Annotated in this window: 20 protein-coding genes; 16 read left to right on the top strand and 4 right to left on the bottom strand. The window is 70.5% G+C overall.

Going from position 1 to position 19,563, the window contains the following annotated elements:
• The first annotated feature begins 64 nt into the window (after positions 1 to 64).
• Positions 65 to 643 (top strand): TIGR03086 family protein, encoded by a 579-nt coding sequence (locus tag B7C62_14010; protein ID ARF73257.1) that lies wholly within the window; start codon positions 65 to 67, stop codon positions 641 to 643.
• Here the strand turns inward: B7C62_14010 and B7C62_14005 are convergent.
• Positions 576 to 902: a hypothetical protein gene (locus B7C62_14005; GenBank protein ARF73256.1), complete on the bottom strand. Its 327-nt coding sequence runs from the start codon at positions 900 to 902 to the stop codon at positions 576 to 578. The two genes, B7C62_14010 and B7C62_14005, sit on opposite strands and share 68 nt — an antisense overlap.
• 405 nt (positions 903 to 1,307) lie before the next feature.
• Positions 1,308 to 1,892, bottom strand: coding sequence for a hypothetical protein (locus tag B7C62_14000; GenBank protein ID ARF73255.1), 585 nt, complete (start codon positions 1,890 to 1,892; stop codon positions 1,308 to 1,310).
• A gap of 331 nt (positions 1,893 to 2,223) precedes the next feature.
• Between B7C62_14000 and B7C62_13995 the strand changes: the two genes are divergently transcribed.
• The 8 genes from B7C62_13995 (at position 2,224) to B7C62_13960 (ending at position 11,764) form a co-directional block, all read left to right on the top strand.
• Complete coding sequence (locus tag B7C62_13995) at positions 2,224 to 3,495, top strand: glutamate-1-semialdehyde-2,1-aminomutase (GenBank protein ID ARF77157.1); 1,272 nt, start codon at positions 2,224 to 2,226, stop codon at positions 3,493 to 3,495.
• Positions 3,492 to 4,199: a hypothetical protein gene (locus B7C62_13990; protein ARF73254.1), complete on the top strand. Its 708-nt coding sequence runs from the start codon at positions 3,492 to 3,494 to the stop codon at positions 4,197 to 4,199. Before B7C62_13995 ends, B7C62_13990 begins: the two co-directional genes overlap by 4 nt.
• A gap of 255 nt (positions 4,200 to 4,454) precedes the next feature.
• Positions 4,455 to 5,948 (top strand): enterochelin esterase, encoded by a 1,494-nt coding sequence (locus B7C62_13985; GenBank protein ID ARF73253.1) that lies wholly within the window; start codon positions 4,455 to 4,457, stop codon positions 5,946 to 5,948.
• A 183-nt stretch (positions 5,949 to 6,131) separates the two neighbouring features.
• On the top strand, positions 6,132 to 7,415 hold the full coding sequence (locus tag B7C62_13980) for a hypothetical protein (protein ARF73252.1): 1,284 nt from the start codon (positions 6,132 to 6,134) through the stop codon (positions 7,413 to 7,415).
• A 67-nt stretch (positions 7,416 to 7,482) separates the two neighbouring features.
• A complete protein-coding gene (locus B7C62_13975) occupies positions 7,483 to 8,085 on the top strand; it encodes a redoxin domain-containing protein (protein ARF73251.1) in 603 nt (200 codons plus the stop codon).
• Between the two features lie 4 nt (positions 8,086 to 8,089).
• On the top strand, positions 8,090 to 8,884 hold the full coding sequence (locus B7C62_13970; protein ID ARF73250.1) for a cytochrome C biogenesis protein ResC: 795 nt from the start codon (positions 8,090 to 8,092) through the stop codon (positions 8,882 to 8,884).
• A 4-nt stretch (positions 8,885 to 8,888) separates the two neighbouring features.
• Positions 8,889 to 10,688 (top strand): cytochrome C biogenesis protein, encoded by a 1,800-nt coding sequence (locus tag B7C62_13965; protein ID ARF73249.1) that lies wholly within the window; start codon positions 8,889 to 8,891, stop codon positions 10,686 to 10,688.
• Positions 10,685 to 11,764: a c-type cytochrome biogenesis protein CcsB gene (locus tag B7C62_13960; GenBank protein ARF73248.1), complete on the top strand. Its 1,080-nt coding sequence runs from the start codon at positions 10,685 to 10,687 to the stop codon at positions 11,762 to 11,764. The genes B7C62_13965 and B7C62_13960 overlap by 4 nt, the downstream gene beginning before the upstream one ends.
• A 105-nt stretch (positions 11,765 to 11,869) precedes the next feature.
• On the opposite strand, the gene B7C62_13955 is transcribed toward B7C62_13960, so the two are convergent.
• On the bottom strand, positions 11,870 to 12,208 hold the full coding sequence (locus tag B7C62_13955) for a hypothetical protein (GenBank protein ARF73247.1): 339 nt from the start codon (positions 12,206 to 12,208) through the stop codon (positions 11,870 to 11,872).
• Positions 12,209 to 12,409: 201 nt separating this feature from the next.
• Here B7C62_13955 and B7C62_13950 point away from each other — a divergent pair, with 201 nt between their 5' ends.
• Together B7C62_13950 and ubiA are read left to right on the top strand one after the other, a co-directional pair.
• Complete coding sequence (locus B7C62_13950; protein ARF73246.1) at positions 12,410 to 13,867, top strand: menaquinone biosynthesis decarboxylase; 1,458 nt, start codon at positions 12,410 to 12,412, stop codon at positions 13,865 to 13,867.
• Complete coding sequence (gene ubiA / locus B7C62_13945) at positions 13,864 to 14,799, top strand: 4-hydroxybenzoate polyprenyltransferase (protein ID ARF73245.1); 936 nt, start codon at positions 13,864 to 13,866, stop codon at positions 14,797 to 14,799. The genes B7C62_13950 and ubiA overlap by 4 nt, the downstream gene beginning before the upstream one ends.
• A 16-nt stretch (positions 14,800 to 14,815) precedes the next feature.
• Here the strand turns inward: ubiA and B7C62_13940 are convergent, their stop codons facing one another.
• On the bottom strand, positions 14,816 to 15,451 hold the full coding sequence (locus B7C62_13940; protein ID ARF73244.1) for a rhomboid family intramembrane serine protease: 636 nt from the start codon (positions 15,449 to 15,451) through the stop codon (positions 14,816 to 14,818).
• Positions 15,452 to 15,573: 122 nt separating this feature from the next.
• Here B7C62_13940 and B7C62_13935 point away from each other — a divergent pair, with 122 nt between their 5' ends.
• From B7C62_13935 to B7C62_13915, 5 genes are all read left to right on the top strand, one after another.
• Positions 15,574 to 16,257: an aromatic acid decarboxylase gene (locus B7C62_13935; GenBank protein ARF73243.1), complete on the top strand. Its 684-nt coding sequence runs from the start codon at positions 15,574 to 15,576 to the stop codon at positions 16,255 to 16,257.
• A gap of 278 nt (positions 16,258 to 16,535) precedes the next feature.
• Positions 16,536 to 16,991: an AsnC family transcriptional regulator gene (locus tag B7C62_13930; protein ID ARF73242.1), complete on the top strand. Its 456-nt coding sequence runs from the start codon at positions 16,536 to 16,538 to the stop codon at positions 16,989 to 16,991.
• A 49-nt stretch (positions 16,992 to 17,040) separates the two neighbouring features.
• Entirely contained in the window at positions 17,041 to 18,204 is a 1,164-nt protein-coding gene (locus B7C62_13925; protein ID ARF77156.1) for an aminofutalosine synthase MqnE, read from the top strand.
• Positions 18,205 to 18,337: 133 nt separating this feature from the next.
• Positions 18,338 to 18,901 (top strand): GNAT family N-acetyltransferase, encoded by a 564-nt coding sequence (locus tag B7C62_13920; protein ARF73241.1) that lies wholly within the window; start codon positions 18,338 to 18,340, stop codon positions 18,899 to 18,901.
• A 115-nt stretch (positions 18,902 to 19,016) separates the two neighbouring features.
• Positions 19,017 to 19,286, top strand: coding sequence for a hypothetical protein (locus tag B7C62_13915; GenBank protein ARF73240.1), 270 nt, complete (start codon positions 19,017 to 19,019; stop codon positions 19,284 to 19,286).
• Positions 19,287 to 19,563 lie beyond the last annotated feature (277 nt).

Genomic DNA, 19,563 nt, shown 5'->3' with positions numbered 1-19,563 from the left:
TGCCACGGCCGGCCTGTCGCGTTTCTTCAAGACGCGGGCGGTCCGGAGGGGGAGCGTGGGACCCATGACGCAGAAGATCAGTGAACTGCTGGAAGCCGCCGCCGGCCGGGCCCTGCCCGTCGTGCGGGGGATCGACGACGAGCGGCTGGGCGACCGTACGCCCTGCGCCGAGTACGACGTACGGGCCCTGCTGAACCACCTGTTCCTGGTGGTCGTGAACTTCCAGGCCCTCGCGGCCCGGGAGGAGGCGGACTTCACCCAGGAGCCGGATTTCGTGGCGGACGGCGACTGGCGGGACCGGTTCGGGGAGGAGACCGCCCGCCTGGTGGCCGCGTGGGACGCGCCGGGGGCCGAGGAGGGGACGGCCGGTCAGATGGGGCTGCCCGCCCGGACCGTGGGGCTGATGGTGCTGGGCGATCTGACCCTGCACGCGTGGGACCTGGCGCGGGCGACGGGCGCGGAGTTCGTCCCGGACCCGGTGGCGGTCGAGGAGGTGGAGCCGGTGCTGACGGCCATGGCACCGCAGGGCCGGGAAATGAAGGTGTTCGGCGAGCCGGTCCCGGTGGGGCCCGGTGCTACGGCTTTCGAGCGGCTGCTGGGGGTGACGGGGCGCGATCCGGGGTGGCGTCCGGCCGGGGGCTGAGGACGGTGGGCCGGGCGGCGGCGCGCGTGGAAGGCGGGGCGGCCGGGGGGTCGTAGAGCGGGGCGAGCGCGGCGTACGCGTCGTCGACGATCTCCTCGGCCAGGAGCAGCATGTCCTGTTCGGCGAGGCGGGCCGCCCGGTGGGTGTACGGGGACGGTGGCGCCGGGTGCCTGCGGCGCCACCAGCAGTCGCAGGCCGCGTAGATCCCGCCGCCGAAGACGAGGACGGGGATGGACAGAGCCAGCAGTACGTCGCCCACGGCGGACCTCCTTGAGGGTCGTTGTCCTCTGCATCGGCGGATCGGGCGGGTGGGCTGAAGATCAGACTTCAGCCATTTATTGGCCCGTTTCGACCGAATGGGTGCGCGTGGGTGCGGGTGTGTGAGCGGTTCGAGCGGGTGTACGTCACTGATGCCCGGGTTCCGGGCGGTGATGTCAGGCCGGGGGCCGGGGGAGCGGGGGCCGGGGGAGCGGGGGAGGGCGGGTGGGGGCGGCACGCTCGGCCCCGTGAGAGCTCGCCGAGCTCGGGCAGGGCGGTGCCCCGATGCGTCGGCGCGGCTCCCGTCAGCGGGGGATCGGCGGGGGATCGGCGAGGGACCGGCGGGGAATCAGAGGGGAAGCGGAAGCGGAATCCGCCCCTGCCGTCAGAGCTGGACCAGGCGCCGTCAGGGCCAGACCAGGCAGTACGCCTGGTGCCCCGCGTCATGCAGCCGGTGCGAGAAGTCCTGCCACTCGTGGAGCAGCTGGTAGACGTTGAAGGCGTCGCGCGGGCCGCCGCGGTCGGGGACCGTGGACCAGATGAAGGCCGCCGCGCCGACCGATTCCTCGCCGACGCCGCGCAGCGGGTCGACGACGGTCATGGGGAGCTTGACCACCGCGTAGTCGGGGTGGAGGACGACCAGCTCCAGCGGAGGGACCTTGTGCAGGGGTATGCCCTGGATGCCGGTCAGGACCATGGCGGCCACCGTCTCCGGCTTGATCTTGGTGAACATGCCGCCCATGCCCAGCTCGTCACCGCCCAGCTCCTCCGGGCGCATCGAAATGGGCACGCGTGCCGCGGTCGCCCCGTCCGGGGCACCGAAGTACTTGTAGGTCACCCCCATTCCGCCACCGCTCCTGCTCCCGGGGGGCGGAGTGCTCTCCGCGCCCCTGCCCTGTGCGCGCTCGGCCCTGCGCCGGTGCCGCCCTCGCCGGGCAGGCTCGGGCCCCAGGTCGTCGGTCCCTTCGCCCACTCCGCCACCGCGATGCATATCTCATCCACCCGACTACTTCTTAGGAGACACAGCCCCCGCCGCGCAACCCGATCATCGTGTCAGTGACCTCCCCCGCGGGCGTGCGGTGAAACACCTGTCCGCAAGACCGTCCGTGGCTCTGACACCATGGCATGGGTGAGCTTTCCCTATGTCGCCCCAGTTTCGCAGACGTGAGGGTGCCGACGCTCTTTCGTGATACGAGGGGAGCGCGCTCCCTGCTCACCGGTGGCCGGGATTACCTTGGATTTTCCGGCCCGGCCTCCCGATACCCGAACCGCAGATCAGGACCAAAGTGGCGTATTCATACGAAGCCCCAGTTTCGCAGTCGCTGTTCGACCGGGCGTCCGTCGTGACGCCCGGCGGCGTGAACTCACCCGTGCGTGCCTTCCGGGCCGTGGGCGGTACGCCCCGGTTCATGGTGTCCGGCACCGGTCCGTACCTCACCGACGCCGACGGCCGCGAGTACGTCGACCTCGTCTGTTCGTGGGGGCCGATGATTCTCGGCCACTCCCACCCGGAGGTCATCGCCGCCGTCCAGGAAGCGGTCTCCCGGGGCACGTCCTTCGGTACGCCGGGTGAGGGCGAGGTCGCGCTGGCCGAGGAGATCGTGGCGCGGATCGAACCGGTCGAGCAGGTCCGTCTGGTCTCCTCCGGCACCGAGGCGACCATGTCCGCGATCCGGCTGGCGCGCGGTTTCACCGGCCGGGCCAAGGTCGTGAAGTTCGCCGGCTGCTACCACGGCCACGTGGACGCCCTCCTCGCCGCCGCCGGGTCCGGGCTCGCCACCTTCGGCCTGCCCGACACCCCGGGCGTCACCGGCGCCACGGCGGGGGACACCGTCGTGCTGCCGTACAACGACCTGGACGCGGTACGGGCCGCCTTCGCCGCGCACCCCGGCGAGATCGCCTGCGTGATCACCGAGGCGTCGCCCGGCAACATGGGCGTCGTCCCGCCCGCCGACGGCTTCAACGCCGGGCTCAAGGAGCTCTGCGCGGCCAACGGCGCCCTGTACATCTCCGACGAGGTCATGACGGGGTTCCGTACGTCGAAGGCCGGCTGGTACGGCGTCGACGGCGTCCGCCCCGACCTGATGACCTTCGGCAAGGTCATGGGCGGCGGCTTCCCCGCCGCGGCCTTCGGCGGTCGCGCCGACGTGATGGCGCACCTCGCCCCGGCCGGCCCGGTCTACCAGGCGGGCACCCTCTCCGGGAACCCGGTCGCCACCGCCGCCGGGCTCGCCCAGCTGCGGCTGCTCGACGACGCGGCGTACGCGAGGATCGACGCGGTCTCCGCCGAACTGCGCACCCTGGTGGGCGACGCGTTCACCAAGGAAGGCGTCGCGCACACCGTGTCGTCCGCGAGCAACATGTTCTCGGTCTTCTTCACGGACCAGCCGGTCCGGAACTACGACGACGCCAAGAAGCAGGAAGCCTTCCGCTTCACCGCCTTCTTCCACTCGATGCTGGAGCAGGGCGTCTACCTGCCGCCCTCGGCCTTCGAGTCCTGGTTCGTCTCCACCGCCCACGACGAGCGGGCGATCGAGCGTGTCGCCGCCGCCCTGCCCGCCGCCGCCCGTGCCGCATCGGAGGCCACCGCATGAGCAGCGGAAGCAACGGGAACGTGAACCGCGACGAGCAGCTGACCGTGGTGCACCTGATGCGCCACGGCGAGGTGCACAACCCGGACGGTGTCCTGTACGGGCGCCGCCCCGGCTACCACCTCTCCGAGCTGGGGCGGCAGATGGCCGACCGGGTCGCCGACCACCTGGAGAAGCGCGACATCACCCATGTCGTCGCCTCCCCGCTGGAGCGCGCCCAGGAGACGGCCGCGCCCGTCGCCAAGGCGCACGGCCTGGACCTGGCCACCGACCCCCGCCTCATCGAGGCCGCCAATGTCTTCGAGGGCAAGACCTTCGGCGTCGGTGACGGGGCGCTGCGCAAGCCGGACAACTGGAAGCACCTCACCAACCCGTTCCGGCCGTCCTGGGGCGAGCCGTACATCGAGCAGGTCGTCCGCATGATGGGGGCGCTGGACGCCGCCAAGGACGCGGCGCGCGGGCACGAGGCGGTCTGCGTCAGCCACCAGCTGCCGATCTGGATCGTCCGCTCCTTCGTGGAGCGCCGCAGGCTCTGGCACGACCCGCGCAGGCGCCAGTGCACGCTGGCCTCGCTGACCAGCTTCACCTATCAGGGCGACACGATCGTCTCGGTCGGCTACTCGGAGCCGGCCCGCGACCTGGTGCCCGTACATCTGCTGGCCGGGGCGAAGCCGGTGAAGGGGAAGTCGAAGGCGTTCGGCGCGTAATCGCTCCGTACGCCGTGCGTACGTGAACAGCTCCGTACACGTGAGCACGTGAACATACGGGACCGACCGCCGTCGCGGTCGGTCCCGTTCTCGTTGCCGACGCCGTACGGACAGGACATGGCGGTGCGTTAAATTAGGTTAGGCTAAGCTAAGTTCGCTGTGACGAGAGCGGTGGAGCGATGACGCGTACTGCCCCGATGAACGCCCCCGACCCCAGACCGGTGCCGCGGTCCGGCCCGGTGAGGCGGCCCGCCGATGAGTGACTGTACGGACGCGGCGGACACCGCCCCCTGGCCCGTCACCGGCCCCCGTATCGCCCGGCTCGCCCGGCAGGTCGAAGGCGCCCGGGACGCCGCCGCCCGGTCCGCGCTGACCGAGGCGTTCTGGGCCGAGGCCGCCCGTACCGGCGCCCCCCTCGTCGAGGAACTCGACGACGCCCCCGGCCACCGGGCCGTCACCTTCCTGTGGCGCGGCCACCGCGCCACCCGCCGGGTCCTGCTGCTGGCCCCCGGCATCGGCGACCCCGACCGGCTCGCCGGTTCGCTCCTCCACCAGCTGCCGGGCACCGACGTCTGGTACCTCGGCTACCGGCTGCGCGCCGACCACCGCGCCTCCTACCGGATGGTGGCCGACATCTCCGCCGGGCCCGCCCCCACCGACCCGGCCCTGCTCCAGCGGCGGCTGCTGGCGCTGCGGGCGCACGCGGGGCCCGATCCGCTGAACCAGGACCGGATACCGGCCCGTTGGCGTACGGCACAGGGCTCGGTCCTCGCCCTGCCCGACGCCCCGCCCCAGCCCTGGACCGCCCGGCGTGCCGACATCCCGCGCGGCACCGTCGAGCGGCACACCGTTCCGGCCGGAGTCCTGGGCGTGGAGCGGGATGTGTGGGTGTACCTGCCGCCGGACGCCGTTCCGTTCCGGTCCGCGTCCGGGGCCGGGGAGCGGGACCGTCTGCCGCTGCTGGTGCTCTGCGACGGCGACATGTGGTTCGGGCGGCTCGGGTTCCAGGACACCCTGGACGCGCTGATCGCCGACGGGGCCCTCCCGCCGCTCGTGGTCCTCGCCCCGGACGCGGCCGACCCCGTCACCCGCAGGCTGGAGCTGGGCGGCCGGGAGAGCTACGCCTCCTTCCTCGCCGACGAGGTGGTGCCCTGGGCGGGCGCCCGGTGGCCGCTGACCGCGCGGGCGGAGCTGACCGCGGTGGCCGGTCAGGGGCTCGGCGGGATGACCGCCCTGTACGCCGGTCTCACCCGGCCCGAACGGTTCGGCAGGGTCGTCGCGCAGTCCCCGTCCCTGTGGTGGCGGCCCGCGCTCGACCCCGGGGTCCGGGCGCCGGACGCGGTCGGGACGCCCTGGCTGGCCACCCTCGCCGCCGGGCTCCGCGACGGCCTCCCCGAAGACGGGGGGCAGGGGGCGCCCGGGGCCGTCGTCCACTTCGATGTCGGCCTGCACGAGGGGGCCCTGGCGGAACACAGCGAGGCCCTCCGGGCGGTGCTCCGCGCCCGGGGCCACCGGGTCACCCGTACCGTCCACAACGGCGGCCACGACTACGCCTGCTGGCGCGGGTTCCTGGCCGACGCCCTGGTGGATCTGCTGGGCGCCGGTCTTGACGTGGACGCGGCGGGGTTCCAGGGTGGGACGGGTCCGGCCGCCGACGGTGCGGTGGCCCGGGGCCCGGTCGCGCACGGCCCGGTCGTACGTCCCCGGGGTCTGCCCGCGGGTCCGGCCGGCCACCTTGCCGGAAGCTGACCGGCGGGTCCGCCCCCAAGTGACCGGCCGCCGCGCCGCGCCTGCGGACGGGGCGGCCGCCCCGCCGCAAGGTAAAGCGTAGAAAAAGTCCCCAATTGCACGGAACCGCCGCGTTGTCTCGGGCCTCTCACTCTTCAGCAGTTTGTATGGCCTTGAGATAAAACGACCGCAGATGGGGACGGCATGCGCGACATCAATCGAAGGGGACTGCTCGGCGCTGGGCTCGGCACCGCCGCCGCGATCGGACTCGCGGGCTGCGGCTTCTCCAGTTCCTCCGGCTCGGCGGAGGGCGGCCGGTCCGGGGACGGCGGCGAAAGTGGCAGTGGTGGCAAGGGGGACACCGGCAAGGACGGCACGGGCGGCGGAAACGGTTCGCCGAAGAAGAAGGCCCGGCTGATCGGCGACGGCTCCACCGCCGACACCGGCAAGCAGCCCCACCAGCCCGCCGCCCCCGTCCCGCTCGAACCCGGCCAGACGCCGCCGCAGTTCGTGATCTTTTCCTGGGACGGGGCGGGCGAGGTCGGCAACGGGCTCTTCCCGCGCTTTCTGAAGCTGGCCAAGGACCACGACGCCGCGATGACCTTCTTCCTCTCCGGGCTCTATCTGCTGCCCGAGTCGAAGAAATCCCTCTACCGTCCCCCGAACAACCCGCGCGGCGCCTCCGACATCGGCTATCTCACGGACGATCACGTCAAGGACACGCTGACGTACGTACGCCAGGCATGGCTGGACGGCCATGAGATAGGCACCCACTTCAACGGGCATTTCTGCGGCGGTTCCGGTTCCGTCGAGCGCTGGACCCCCGCGCAATGGCAGAGCGAGATCGATCAGGCTGTGTCCTTCGTCACGGAATGGCGGACCAATACCGGCTGGGAGGACGAGGACCCGCTGCCGTTCGACTACCGCAAGGAATTGATCGGCGGCCGTACCCCCTGTCTGCTCGGCCAGGACAATCTCCTGCCGACCGCGAGCAAGCTGGGCTGGCGTTACGACGCCAGCTCGCCCGGCGGCCGTCAGACCTGGCCCGTGAAGCGCGGCGGCGTCTGGGACCTCCCGCTCCAGGCGATGCCGTTCCCCGGGCACTCCTTCGAGGTGCTCTCGATGGACTACAACATCCTCGCCAACCAGTCGAAGAATTCGACCAAGGGCATGCCCTCGCGTTATCCGGGCTGGCGCAAGCAGGCCACCGGTGCCTATCTCGCCGGTTTCGAGCGCGCCTATACGACGAATCGCGCGCCCTTCTTCATAGGCAACCACTTCGAGCAGTGGAACGGCGGCATCTATATGGACGCCGTGGAAGAAGTGATCAAGAAGACCGCCGGTAAGAAGGACGTACGGCTCGTCTCCTTCCGGCAGTTCGTCGACTGGCTCGACGTACAGGACCCCGCCGTCCTCGCCAAGCTCCGCACCCTGGAGGTCGGACAGTCGCCCGCGGGCGGTTGGAACTCCTTCTTTAAACAGGCTTGACAAGGGGCTTTACGGGCACCGAGGGGGGTGCGGGAGATCGCCGGAACTGCCATGCGAAACTTTTCACATGAGCTTTGGCCGTGCGTCCCGACGCCGCTTCACCCTGCTCGCCGCCACCGCCGTGGCCGGTGCCCTGACGCTGTCCGCGTGCGGGGACGGCAACAAGGCCCAGGGCGGTGGCAACACCAACTTCATCACCGGCAGCGGGGGCATCTCCACCGTCGCGAAGGGCGAGCGGCCCGAGGCTCCGAAGCTCCAGGGCGAGAGCCTGGAGGGCAAGCCGCTCGACCTCGCCGACTACAAGGGCAAGGTCGTCGTGCTCAACGTCTGGGGCTCCTGGTGCGGCCCCTGCCGCCTGGAGGCGAAGTACTTCGCGCAGGTCTCCGAGGAGACCGCCGACCAGGGCGTCCAGTTCCTCGGGATCAACACCCGGGACGCGGAGCGGGACCCCGCGGTGAACTTCGAGAAGGACTACGGGATCACCTACCCGAGCTACTTCGACCCGATCGGCAAGCTCATCCTCCGCTTCCCCAAGGGCACCCTGAACCCGCAGGCCATCCCGTCCACCGTGGTGGTCGACCGGGAGGGGAAGATCGCGGCCCGCACGCTCCAGCCGCTGGACGCCGAGCAGCTGCGCGAGATGATCGACCCGATCATCGCGGAGAAGTGATCCGGTGATCCCGCTCGCCCCGTACAACGACACCGTCGTGAGCACCGTCACGCTGGCCGCCACCAACGAGACCGTCATGTCCGGTGCCCTGCTGCTGGCCCTGCCCATCGCCCTGCTGGCCGGGCTCATCTCGTTCTTCTCGCCCTGCGTCCTGCCGCTCGTCCCCGGCTACCTGAGTTACGTCACCGGGGTCAGCGGCACCGACCTGGCCGACGCCCGGCGTGGCCGGGTCGTGGCGGGCGCCTCGCTCTTCGTCCTCGGCTTCACCGCCGTGTTCGCCTCCACCGGGGCCCTCTTCGGCTATTTCGGCAACGAGCTCCAGACGCACGCCGAGGTGCTCAACAAGGTGCTCGGCGGGCTGATGATCCTCATGGGGATCTTCTTCATGGGGCTCCTGCCGGGGGTGACGCAGCGCGAGTTCCGCCTCCACAAGCGGCCGGTGACCGGTCTGGCCGGAGCACCGCTGCTCGGCGCCCTGTTCGGGATCGGCTGGACCCCGTGCATCGGCCCGACGCTCTCCTCCGTGCTGGCGCTCTCGACCCAGAGCGCCACCGCCGGACGTGGCGCGATACTGACCGTCGCGTACTGTCTCGGACTCGGCGTCCCGTTCATCCTGGCCGCCGTCGCCTTCCGCAAGGCGCTCGGCGCGTTCGGCTGGGTCAAGCGCCATTACGCCTGGGTCATGCGGATCGGCGGCGGCATGATGATCGTGACCGGAATCCTGTTGCTGACGGGTGTGTGGGCGACGCTCATGCAGCAGATGCAGAGCTGGTCCAGCGGCTTCGTTGTGGGGATCTGAGTTCATGAGCAAGACGAACAGCACGGACACCGACGCCCGTACGGACGTCCCGGCGGACGAGCCCGCCGACCGCGCGGCCGGGGAGCGGCTCTCCACCGCGCCCCGCGAGGAGCGCCCGGAGCCGGAATCCGGGGCCGGGAGCGGCGTCCCCGCGATGGGGGTGATCGGCTGGGTCCGCTGGTTCTGGCGCCAGCTCACCTCGATGCGGGTCGCGCTGATCCTGCTCTTCCTGCTCTCCCTCGGCGCGGTCCCCGGCTCGCTGATCCCGCAGACCAGCGTCGACGACTTCAAGGTCCAGGAGTTCAAGGAGCAGCACACCACCCTCACGCCGATCTACGAGAAGCTCCAGCTCTTCGACGTCTACAGCTCGGTGTGGTTCTCCGCGATCTACATCCTGCTGTTCGTCTCGCTCATCGGCTGCATCGTGCCGCGCACCGGCCAGTTCGTCGGCCAGCTCCGCTCCCGCCCGCCGGGCGCCCCCAAGCGGCTGACCCGGCTGCCCGCGTACACCACCTGGCGTACGGAGGCGGAACCGGAGGCGGTCCGCGAGGCGGCCCTCGGCGTGCTGGGCAAGCGGCGCTTCCGGGCCCACCCGGTGGGCGACGCGGTCGCCGCCGAGAAGGGGTATCTGCGCGAGGCCGGGAACCTGGTCTTCCACATCGCGCTGATCGTGATGCTGGTGGCCTTCGCCGCCGGGCAGCTCTTCAAGTCCGAGGGCGGCAAGCTGATCGTCGAGGGCGGCGGCTTCGCCAACACGCTCACCCAGTACGACGACTTCAAGTCCGGCTCGCTCTACGACTCCGACACGCTGGCCCCCTTCAGCTTCACCCTGGACAAGTTCGTCGGTACGTACGAGGAGAAGGGCCCGCAGCGCGGCACGCCCCGCACCTTCGAGGCCCGGGTGACCTACAACGAGGGCGCCGACGGCCCCGACCGCAAGGCCGTCATCCGCGTCAACGAACCGCTCGTCGTGAACGGCACCAAGGTCTATCTGATCGCCCACGGGTACGCCCCCGTCGTCACCGTCCGGGACAGCAAGGGCAAGGTTGTCTCGCGGAGCTCCGTACCGCTGCTGCCGATCGACAACAACATCACCTCCACCGGCGCGATCAAGGTGATGGACGGCTACCGCGACAAGAACGGCGTCAAGACCCAGCTCGGCTTCAAGGCGTTCTTCGTGCCGACCTTCGCGGGCCACGGCAAGGGCCAGATGTTCTCGCAGTTCCCCGGCGCGGAGTTCCCGGTGCTCGCCCTGAGCGCCTACCGGGGCTCCCTCGGGGTCGACTCCGGGCTGCCGCAGAACGTCTACCAGCTCGACACGTCCAAGATGAAGGAGTTCAAGAACGAGGACGGCGAGCTGCTGAAGAAGATGCTGCGCCCCGGCGAGAAGCTGGACCTGTCCGACGGGGAGGGCTCGATCACATTCGACGGCATCGAGGAGTGGGCCAGCTTCCAGATCTCGCAGCAGCCGGGCAACGGCTGGGCGCTCGGCGGCGCCATCGCCGCCATCGCCGGACTCGCCGCCTCGCTGTTCATCCAGCGCCGCCGGGTCTGGGTGCGGGCGGTCCGGGGCGCGGACGGGGTGACCGTCGTGGAGATGGCGGGCCTGGGCCGCAGCGAGTCCGCGAAGCTCCCCGAGGAGCTGGGCGACCTCGCGGCCGCCCTGATCACGACGGCGCCGGTCGCGCCGGCCGCCGAGGAGAAACCGGACACGCCCGGGTCCACCGACGCGGACGCCACCAACGAGGCCGGGAGCCGGCCCGTACACCCTGCCGAAGCACCTGCCGAAGGGGCTGAGAAGTGAATCTCGCCGCCGCAACCAACGAGAACCTGGCGGAGATCAGCAACGTACTGATCTATTCGTCGATGGCCGTCTACACCCTGGCCTTCTTCGCGCACATCGCGGAGTGGGTCCTCGGCAGCCGCAGCAAGGTGGGCCGTACGGCCGCCGGGCTGTCCGGCTCCCGGGCCGGTGGCGCCGCCGCCCCCCAGGTGGTCACCCAGGCCGGTGGCACCGCCGTACTGGAGCGGCCGAAGGTCGTCACCCGCGCCGCCGCCGGAACCCGTGACGTGCCCGACGGGCCGGGCGCGGCGGGCGGCACGTTCAAGGGCGACCTGTGGGGCCGGATCGCGGTCTCGCTGACCGTGGTGGCCTTCGCCGTGGAGGCGGGCGGGGTCATCACCCGCGCCCTCTCCGTGCAGCGGGCCCCCTGGGCCAACATGTACGAGTTCTCGATCACCTTCTCCACCGTGGCGGTCGGCTCCTACCTGGTGCTGCTCGCGCTGAAGAAGAACGTCCGCTGGATCGGCCTCCCCCTGGTCACCACGGTCCTGCTGGACCTCGGTCTCGCGACGACGGTCCTCTACACCGAGAGCGACCAGCTGGTGCCCGCGCTGCACTCGTACTGGCTGTGGATCCACGTCTCGACCGCGATCCTCTGCGGCGCGGTCTTCTACCTCGGCGCGGTCGGCACGGTCCTCTACCTCTTCCGCGACAGCTACGAGAACAAGCTCGCCTCCGGCGGCGCGCCCGGGAAGTTCGCCACCTCGGTCATGGAGCGGCTGCCCTCGGCGTCGTCGCTGGACAAGTTCTCGTACCGCGTCAACGCGGCGGTCTTCCCGCTCTGGACGTTCACGATCATCGCGGGCGCGATCTGGGCGGGCGACGCCTGGGGCCGGTACTGGGGCTGGGACCCCAAGGAGGTCTGGTCCTTCATCACCTGGGTCGCCTACGCCGCCTATCTGCACGCCCGCGCCACCGCCGGGTGGAAGGGCCGCAAGGCCGCCTATCTGGCGCTCGTCGCCTTCGGCTGCTGGCTGTTCAACTACTACGGCGTGAACATCTTCGTCTCCGGCCTGCACTCCTACGCCGGGGTCTGAGCCCTTCAGGGGCCTTCGGAACATCGGCCGCACACGTACAGCGCCCCCGGACGGGTCTCCGTCCGGGGGCGCTGTACGTCTCGCGTACGGCGGTGGCCTCGCGCCTCAGGACGCGGGCGGGGTCTTGTCGTCCGGCCCCTTGCCGCCCTCGCGGCGCTCCTGCTCCTCGCGCTCCTGCTCCTTCAGCGAGTTCAGGAAGTCCGGGTTGTCGTCCGGGGCCACCCACTGCTGCCGCCGGTTCCGCTGCCATCCGGCCGGGCCCGTGCCACCGGCCGCGTTCTGGCGGGTCTTGCCCGCGACGAGCCAGACGACCGGGCCGACGATCCAGAACAGCAGGATGATGAAGACCCAGGCGATCTTCGGCAGATGCTTGGTGTCCTCCTCCGAGGTGTTCAGGCAGTCGATGAACGCGTAGATCGTCAGAGCCAGCGGAACGATGAACATCAGGGCTCTCAACATGGTGCGTCCCCCAGTGAGTGGTGGTGGGGCTCGGTGTTTCCCCGGTGTCGCGGCCAGGGTACCGGCTCGTCACCTTCGATCCCCGGCCCGGAGCAGCACTTTCCGGGCAACCGCCCGGACTTTCGGGGTGCGGCGGCGGGGGAGCCCCGGCGGGGCCGCGCGGGCGGGGATGACAAACTGGACCGCATGGCTTACGACGATCTCCGCTCCCTGCTCCGGGCTCTTGAACGCGATGGTGATCTCAAGCGCGTCAAGGCCGAGGTCGACCCCCACCTGGAGGTCGGCGAGATCGTCGACCGGGTGAACAAGGCGGGCGGCCCCGCCCTGCTCTTCGAGAACGTCAAGGGCTCCTCGATGCCCCTGGCCATGAACGTGTTCGGCACCGACCGGCGCCTGCTCAAGGCGCTCGGGCTGAAGTCCTACAGCGACATCAGCGACAAGATCGCCGGGCTGCTCAAGCCGGAGCTGCCGCAGGGCTTCGTCGGCGTACGGGAAGCCTTCGGCAAGCTCGGCTCGATGGTCCACGTACCGCCGAAGAAGGTGAAGTCGGACGACGCGCCGGTCCAGGAAGTCGTGCTGAAGGGCGACGAGGTCGACCTGGACGCGCTGCCCGCGCTCTTCACCTGGCCCGGGGACGGCGGCTCCTTCTTCAACCTGGGCCTCACCCACACCAAGCACCCCGAGACCGGCGTACGGAACCTGGGGCTCTACCGGCTCCAGCGCCACGACAAGCGCACCATCGGGATGCACTGGCAGATCCACAAGGACTCCGCCAACCACTACCAGGTCGCCGCCCGGCGCGGTGAGCGGCTGCCCGTCGCCATCGCCTTCGGCGCGCCGCCCGCCGTGACGTACGCCTCCACCGCCCCGCTGCCCGGGGACATCGACGAGTACCTGTTCGCCGGGTTCGTCCAGGGCAAGCGGATCGAGATGGTCGACTGCAAGACCGTGCCGCTCCAGGTCCCCGCCCAGGCCGAGGTCGTCATCGAAGGGTGGCTGGAGCCGGGGGAGATGCTGCCGGAGGGCCCGTTCGGGGACCACACCGGCTTCTACACCCCGCAGGAACCGTTCCCCGCACTGACCATCGACTGCGTCACCATGCGCAAGCGCCCGCTGCTCCAGTCCATCGTGGTCGGCCGCCCGCCGACCGAGGACGGGCCGCTGGGCCGGGCCACCGAGCGGTTCTTCCTGCCGCTGCTGAAGATCATCGTGCCGGACATCGTGGACTACCACCTCCCCGAGGCGGGCGGCTTCCACAACTGCGCGATCGTCTCGATCGACAAGAAGTACCCGAAGCACGCGCAGAAGGTGATGAGCGCGATCTGGGGCGCGCACATGATGTCGCTGACCAAGCTCATCGTGGTCGTCGACGCCGACTGCGACGTCCACGATCTGCACGAGGTCGCCTGGCGGGCGCTCGGCAACACCGACTACGCCCGCGACCTCACGGTCACCGAGGGCCCGGTCGACCATCTGGACCACGCCTCCTACCAGCAGTTCTGGGGCGGCAAGGCGGGCATCGACGCCACCCGGAAGCTGCCCACCGAGGGGTACACCCGGGACGGCGGCTGGCCCGAGATGGTCGAGTCCGACCCGGAGACGGCGGCGAAGGTCGACCGCCGCTGGAAGGAGTACGGGCTGTGAGCAGCGCGGCAGAGGCGGCGGCGTCCGTCCCCGGCTCCGCGCCCGGTTCCGCGTCGTCGGGCGGCAGGGTGAAGTCCTTCCTGCGGCTGGTGATGATCGAGCACTCGGTCTTCGCGCTGCCCTTCGCCTATATCGCCGCGCTGACCGCGATGTTCCAGCTGGACGGCACGATCCACTGGGGCGTCCTGCTGCTCGTGACGCTCGCGATGGTGGGGCTGCGGACCTTCGCGATGGCCGCGAACCGGATCATCGACCGGGAGATCGACGCCCGGAACCCGCGTACGGCCGGGCGTGAGCTGGTGACCGGCGCGGTGTCCGTACGGTCGGCCTGGACGGGAGCGCTCGTCGCGCTGGCCGTCTTCCTGGGGGCCGCCGCCCTGCTCAACCCGCTCTGCCTGGCGCTCGCGCCGCTGGCCGTCGTGCCGATGGTGGTCTACCCGTACGGCAAGCGGTTCACGAACTACCCGCACGCCATCCTGGGCCTGGCCCAGGCCATGGGGCCGATCGGCGCGTGGCTCGCGGTGACCGGCTCCTGGTCGTGGGACGCGGTGATCCTGGGGCTCGCCGTCGGGATCTGGATCGGCGGCTTCGACCTGATCTTCGCCTGCCAGGACGTCCAGGCGGACCGGGCCCACGGGGTGCTGTCCTTCCCGGCCCGCTTCGGCATCCCGGCGGCGCTGTGGGGCGCGCGGGTCTGCCACGTGGTCACGACGGGGCTGCTGGTCTGGTTCGGGCTGGCCACGGACGCCGAGGTCTTCTACTGGATCGGTATGGCGGTCGTCGCCGTGGCGTTCGTCTACGAGCACCGCGTGGTGCGGCCGCACGACCTGTCCCGGCTGAACCGGGCCTTCTTCACCGTCAACGGCTTCATCGGGATGGCGCTCTTCGTCTGCGCGCTGCTCGACCTGGTGGCGCGCGGCCTCACCCCGTAGCGCTGCCGGGCGCGGCTCAGACCGTGACCAGGTTGTCCGGGCCGCGGCGCGCGGGCGGGCGGCGGAAGAAGAAGGCCGCCGCCACACCGCCGATGAGGCCGAAGAGGTGGCCCTGCCAGCTGATGCCCGAGTCGGTGGGCAGGACGCCCCAGAGCAGCGAGCCGTAGACCACGGCGACGCCGATGCCTATGAGGACGTCCCAGGGGCGGCGGTCCACGAAGCCGCGGACCAGCAGATAGCCCAGCAGCCCGAAGACCACGCCGGAGGCGCCGAGCGTCACCGTGAACGCCGGGGCGGTCAGCCAGACGCCCACCCCGCTGATCACGATGATGGTGGCGACGACGGCGGCGAACCGGCGCAGCCCGCCGAGGGCGGCTATGAAGCCCAGGACCAGCAGCGGGACGCTGTTGGAGGCGACGTGCTCCCAGCCGCTGTGCAGGAACGCGGCCGGGACCACATCGCGCAGCTCGGACAGCTCGCGCGGGCTGATGCCGTAGGTGTCCAGGGCGTGCCCGGTCATCACGTCGATGCCTTCGAGGAGCCACAGCAGGGCGACCCAGCTCACCATCAGGATTCCGGCCGTCAGTGCCCGCGCGCTGCCGCTCGTGGTGGAGCCGGTGTTGTTGCCGTCGGTGGTCCAGTAATCGCCCATGGTCTGCCCCTGCCCCCGGGTTGGCCCGTCATCTGTGGAACGTCCCGGAGCGCCGCCCGGTTCCGGGTGCGGGCCCCGGAGGTGTGCCGGATAGGCTCGAGGATGTGGAATCCGGGACTTCAGTGACTCATCAGCAGCGGCGGCCTTGGATTGTCGGGGTGTCCGGTGCTTCGGGGACCCCGTTCGCGGCAGCCGTCCTGCGGGGGCTGCTGGCGGGCGGCGAGAGCGTGGATCTGGTGGTGAGCCGGGCCTCGCGCCTCACCCTGCTGGACGAGACGGGCATCGCCTTCCGGGACGGCCACTGGCGCGAGGACCTGCGCTGTTGGCTGGAACGCGGCGCCGACGGGAAGTCCGGCACCTTCGCGGTGGGCGACGCGGAGCTGGAGCGCGTACGCCACTGGCCGGCCGGTGATCTGGCGGCCGGGCCGTCCTCCGGGTCGTACCCGGCGAAGGGGATGCTCATCGTGCCCGCCTCGACGGCCTGCGTGGCCGGAGTGGCGCTCGGCCTGTCGAAGGATCTGCTCCAGCGGGCCGCGAGCGTGACGCTCAAGGAGCGCCGGCCGCTCGTCGTCGCGGTGCGCGAGACCCCGCTGAGCGGCCAGACGCTGAAGCAGATGGTGGCCCTGGACGAGGCGGGCGCGATCGTGCTGCCCGCCTCTCCGGCGTTCTACGCGGGCGCGACGCACATCCAGGACCTGGTGGACTTCGTCGCGGGGCGGGTGCTGGACGCGGCCGGGGTGGAACACCGGCTGTACCGCCGCTGGGAGGGAGAGCTCGGTGGCGGCTCCCGCAGCCCGGGGGACTGAAAGGTTCTGGTCAGCGCTTCTTGGCGGGGCGCGGGGCGCGGGTCCGGTCGACGCGGTGGGCGGCGGCGGGCTGGTGGGCACGCGAGCGGTTGGCCAGGTCCTGCAGCTCGCGCATCCGGGCGTAGGCCATCTCGATCGTGTACACGGTGAAGTTCACTCCTGAAGATTCGAAAGCGTTTCTTGGATGTTCTAGAAGATTTGCAGGGTGTGGACCCTGCGTGCCTTAGATTCTACACGTAAACTCGCGGTACTGCTGAACAATGGAAGGTTTCAGTCATATGGACGCGGTGGACAGGCAGCTCATCCAGGCCCTCAGAGAGAACGGCAGGGCCTCGTACGCCGAGCTGGGACGGCTCGTGGGGCTCTCCGGGCCCAGCGTCACCGACCGCATCAACCGGCTGGAAACCGCCGGTGTCATCACCGGCTACCGCGCCACCGTCGACTCGGCCTCGCTCGGCCTCGGCGTCACCGCGCTGATCGGGATCTCGCTCTCGGACGCCGCCGACCACGAGGACGTGGCGCGCCGCCTGAAGGACCTCGCGGAGATCGAGGACTGCTGGTTCATCGCGGGCGACGACTCGTACATGCTCAAGGTCCGCGTCGGTGACGTGGACGGCCTGGAGAAGACGATCCGGCGCCTGAGCGGCACGAAGGGCGTCTCCCGGACCCGTACGACGATCGTGCTCTCCACGAAGTGGGAGAACCGGGTCGGGGAGTTGCCCGAGGAGTCGTAGGCGTACGGTGGATCGGGTCTGTTGGTACGGAGGAATGGGAGGCGGCCAGGTGGACGCGGGACTCAAGCGCGAGCTGGAGCAGAAGGTCCGGGCCGGCGAGCGGCTGACCCGCGAGGACGGGATCGCGCTGTACGCGTCCGACGACCTGGCTTGGCTCGGCGGCCTGGCCCACGAGGTGCGCACCCGTAAGAACGGTGACGTCGTGCACTTCAACGTCAACCGCCACCTCAACATGACCAACGTGTGCACCGCCTCGTGCGCGTACTGCTCGTTCCAGCGCAAGCCGGGCGAGAAGGACGCGTACACGATGCGGATCGAGGAGGCGGTCGGCCTCGCCAAGGCGATGGAGGGCGAGAACCTCACCGAGCTGCACATCGTCAACGGCCTCCACCCCAACCTCCCCTGGCGCTACTACCCGCGCTCGCTCAGCGCGCTGAAGGAAGCCCTGCCGGACGTGGCGCTGAAGGCGTTCACGGCGACGGAGATCCACCACTTCGAGACGATCTCGGGGCTGAGCGCCTCCGAGATCCTCGACGAGCTGATCGAGGCCGGTCTCGAATCGCTGACCGGCGGCGGCGCGGAGATCTTCGACTGGGAGGTCCGCCAGCACATCGTCGACCACAACACCCACTGGGAGGACTGGTCGCGCATCCACCGCCTCGCGCACGAGAAGGGGCTCAAGACCCCGGCGACGATGCTGTACGGGCACATCGAGGAGCCCCGCCACCGCGTCGACCACGTGCTGCGGCTGCGGGAGATGCAGGACGAGACCGGCGGCTTCCAGGTCTTCATCCCGCTGCGCTACCAGCACGACTTCGTGGACATGAAGGACGGCAAGGTCCGCAACAAGCTCCAGGCGCGCACGACGATGGCGACCGGCGCCGAGGCGCTGAAGACCTTCGCCGTCTCCCGGCTGCTGTTCGACAACGTGCCGCACGTCAAGGTCTTCTGGGTGATGCACGGCGTGCAGACCGCGCAGCTCGCGCTCCAGCACGGCGCGGACGACATGGACGGCTCGGTGGTCGAGTACAAGATCACGCACGACGCCGACGATTTCGGTACACCGAACAAGCTCGGCCGGGAGGACCTGCTCGACCTGATCCGCGACGCCGGTTTCCGGCCGGTGGAGCGGAACACGCGGTACGAGATCCTGCGCGAGTACCCGGGCCCGGATGCCGGCCTGCGCGAGTCGCCGCAGCCGATGCGGGTCTGATCCCCGTACGCCGGGCAGGTCCGACGCCCGCCCCGGTACGCAGGAGGAAGCTCCGGCCGCCGTCCCCGGCCGGGGCTTCCGTGCGTTCCGGGGCGGGTTGAGCCGGTGGCGGAGTAATGGTTACTCTCACGTAATGGCACTTACCTTCGAGCTGGCTCCCGCGTTCTCGCCCGCCCTGCGCGACGGCATCACCGCCCTGTGGGCCGACGTCACCAACGCGGGCGGTGCCGTCGGATTCGTCCCGCCCGTCACGGCCGAGGAGATCCGGCCCGAGCTGCTCAAGCACCTCGTCGCCATCGAGCAGGGCCGCGCCCGGCTGCTCGTCGGCCGCGACGAGGAGGGTGCGGTCGTCGCCACCGCCTTTCTCGTCCTCAACGACCACCGGCTGATGAAGCACTGGCTCTGGCTCTACACCGTCATGGTCCACCCCCGCCTCCAGGGCCGGGGGTACGGCCGCGACCTCATGGCCGCCGCCGCCGACGCGGCCCGCTCCCTCGACGGCATCGAGGCGATCCGGCTCACCTGCCGGGGCGGCATCGGCGCCGACCGCTTCTATGCCGCCTGCGGATACAAGGAGGTCGGCCGGGTCCCGGACGCCATCCGGGCCGCCCCGGGCGACGACCGCGACGAGGTCGTCATGCTGCTCCCGCTCGGCCCGGCGGCCCCCGCCCCGTCGTCCGGCCCGGCAACCCCCTGAACCGAGAGAATTCGGGCCATGCTTCACTGGACGGGCAGGAGTGTGCGCAGAGACCGAGAGTTCGAGAGTTCACGGGAAGAGAGGGACTGCCGTGTCCGTTGCCAAGCCGAGCGCGATGATCCGGTACACGGCGTTGCGTCTGCTGATCTTCGTCGGCTGCTTCCTCGTCGCCGGTGTCGCCGTCCACTTCGGGCTGATCCCCTCCGGCCTCGGCGGCTCCAACGTCGCCTGGGTGATCCTCCTCGGCCTCGTCCTCTCCGCCCCGCTCAGCTACGTACTGCTGCGCAAGCAGCGCGACGAGATGTCCGCGCAGATCGTCTCCACGGTCGACCGCACCAAGGCCCGTCTCGACGCCAACCGCACCCGTGAGGACGCGGTTCAGTAAGGTTCCTCACACCCGCCGAAAGCCCCGGACCGGAGCCGCACCGCTCCCGTACCGGGGCTTCGGCGTTCCTGCGGCGGTTGTCGGGTCTTTCGCCGGTCTTTCTCCGGCCGGGGGGACGGTTTGCCCCATGTCTCATGGTCAAAGAAAGGCTTTGAGGTTCTCAAAGTTCAAGTGTTAACGTGTTCGACATGAAGACAGCAGTGCGCCTCCGCCATGCCCCGGGCATCCCGCTCGTGGCGCGCCTGCACGTCGATCTCTGCCGCTGTATGTCCGCGGT

Origin of the sequence: Kitasatospora albolonga (assembly GCA_002082585.1) — a bacterium.
Lineage (GTDB): Bacteria > Actinomycetota > Actinomycetes > Streptomycetales > Streptomycetaceae > Streptomyces > Streptomyces stephensoniae.
Note: the sequence above shows the minus strand (reverse complement) of the source record. Positions and strands in the feature narration are given on the sequence as shown.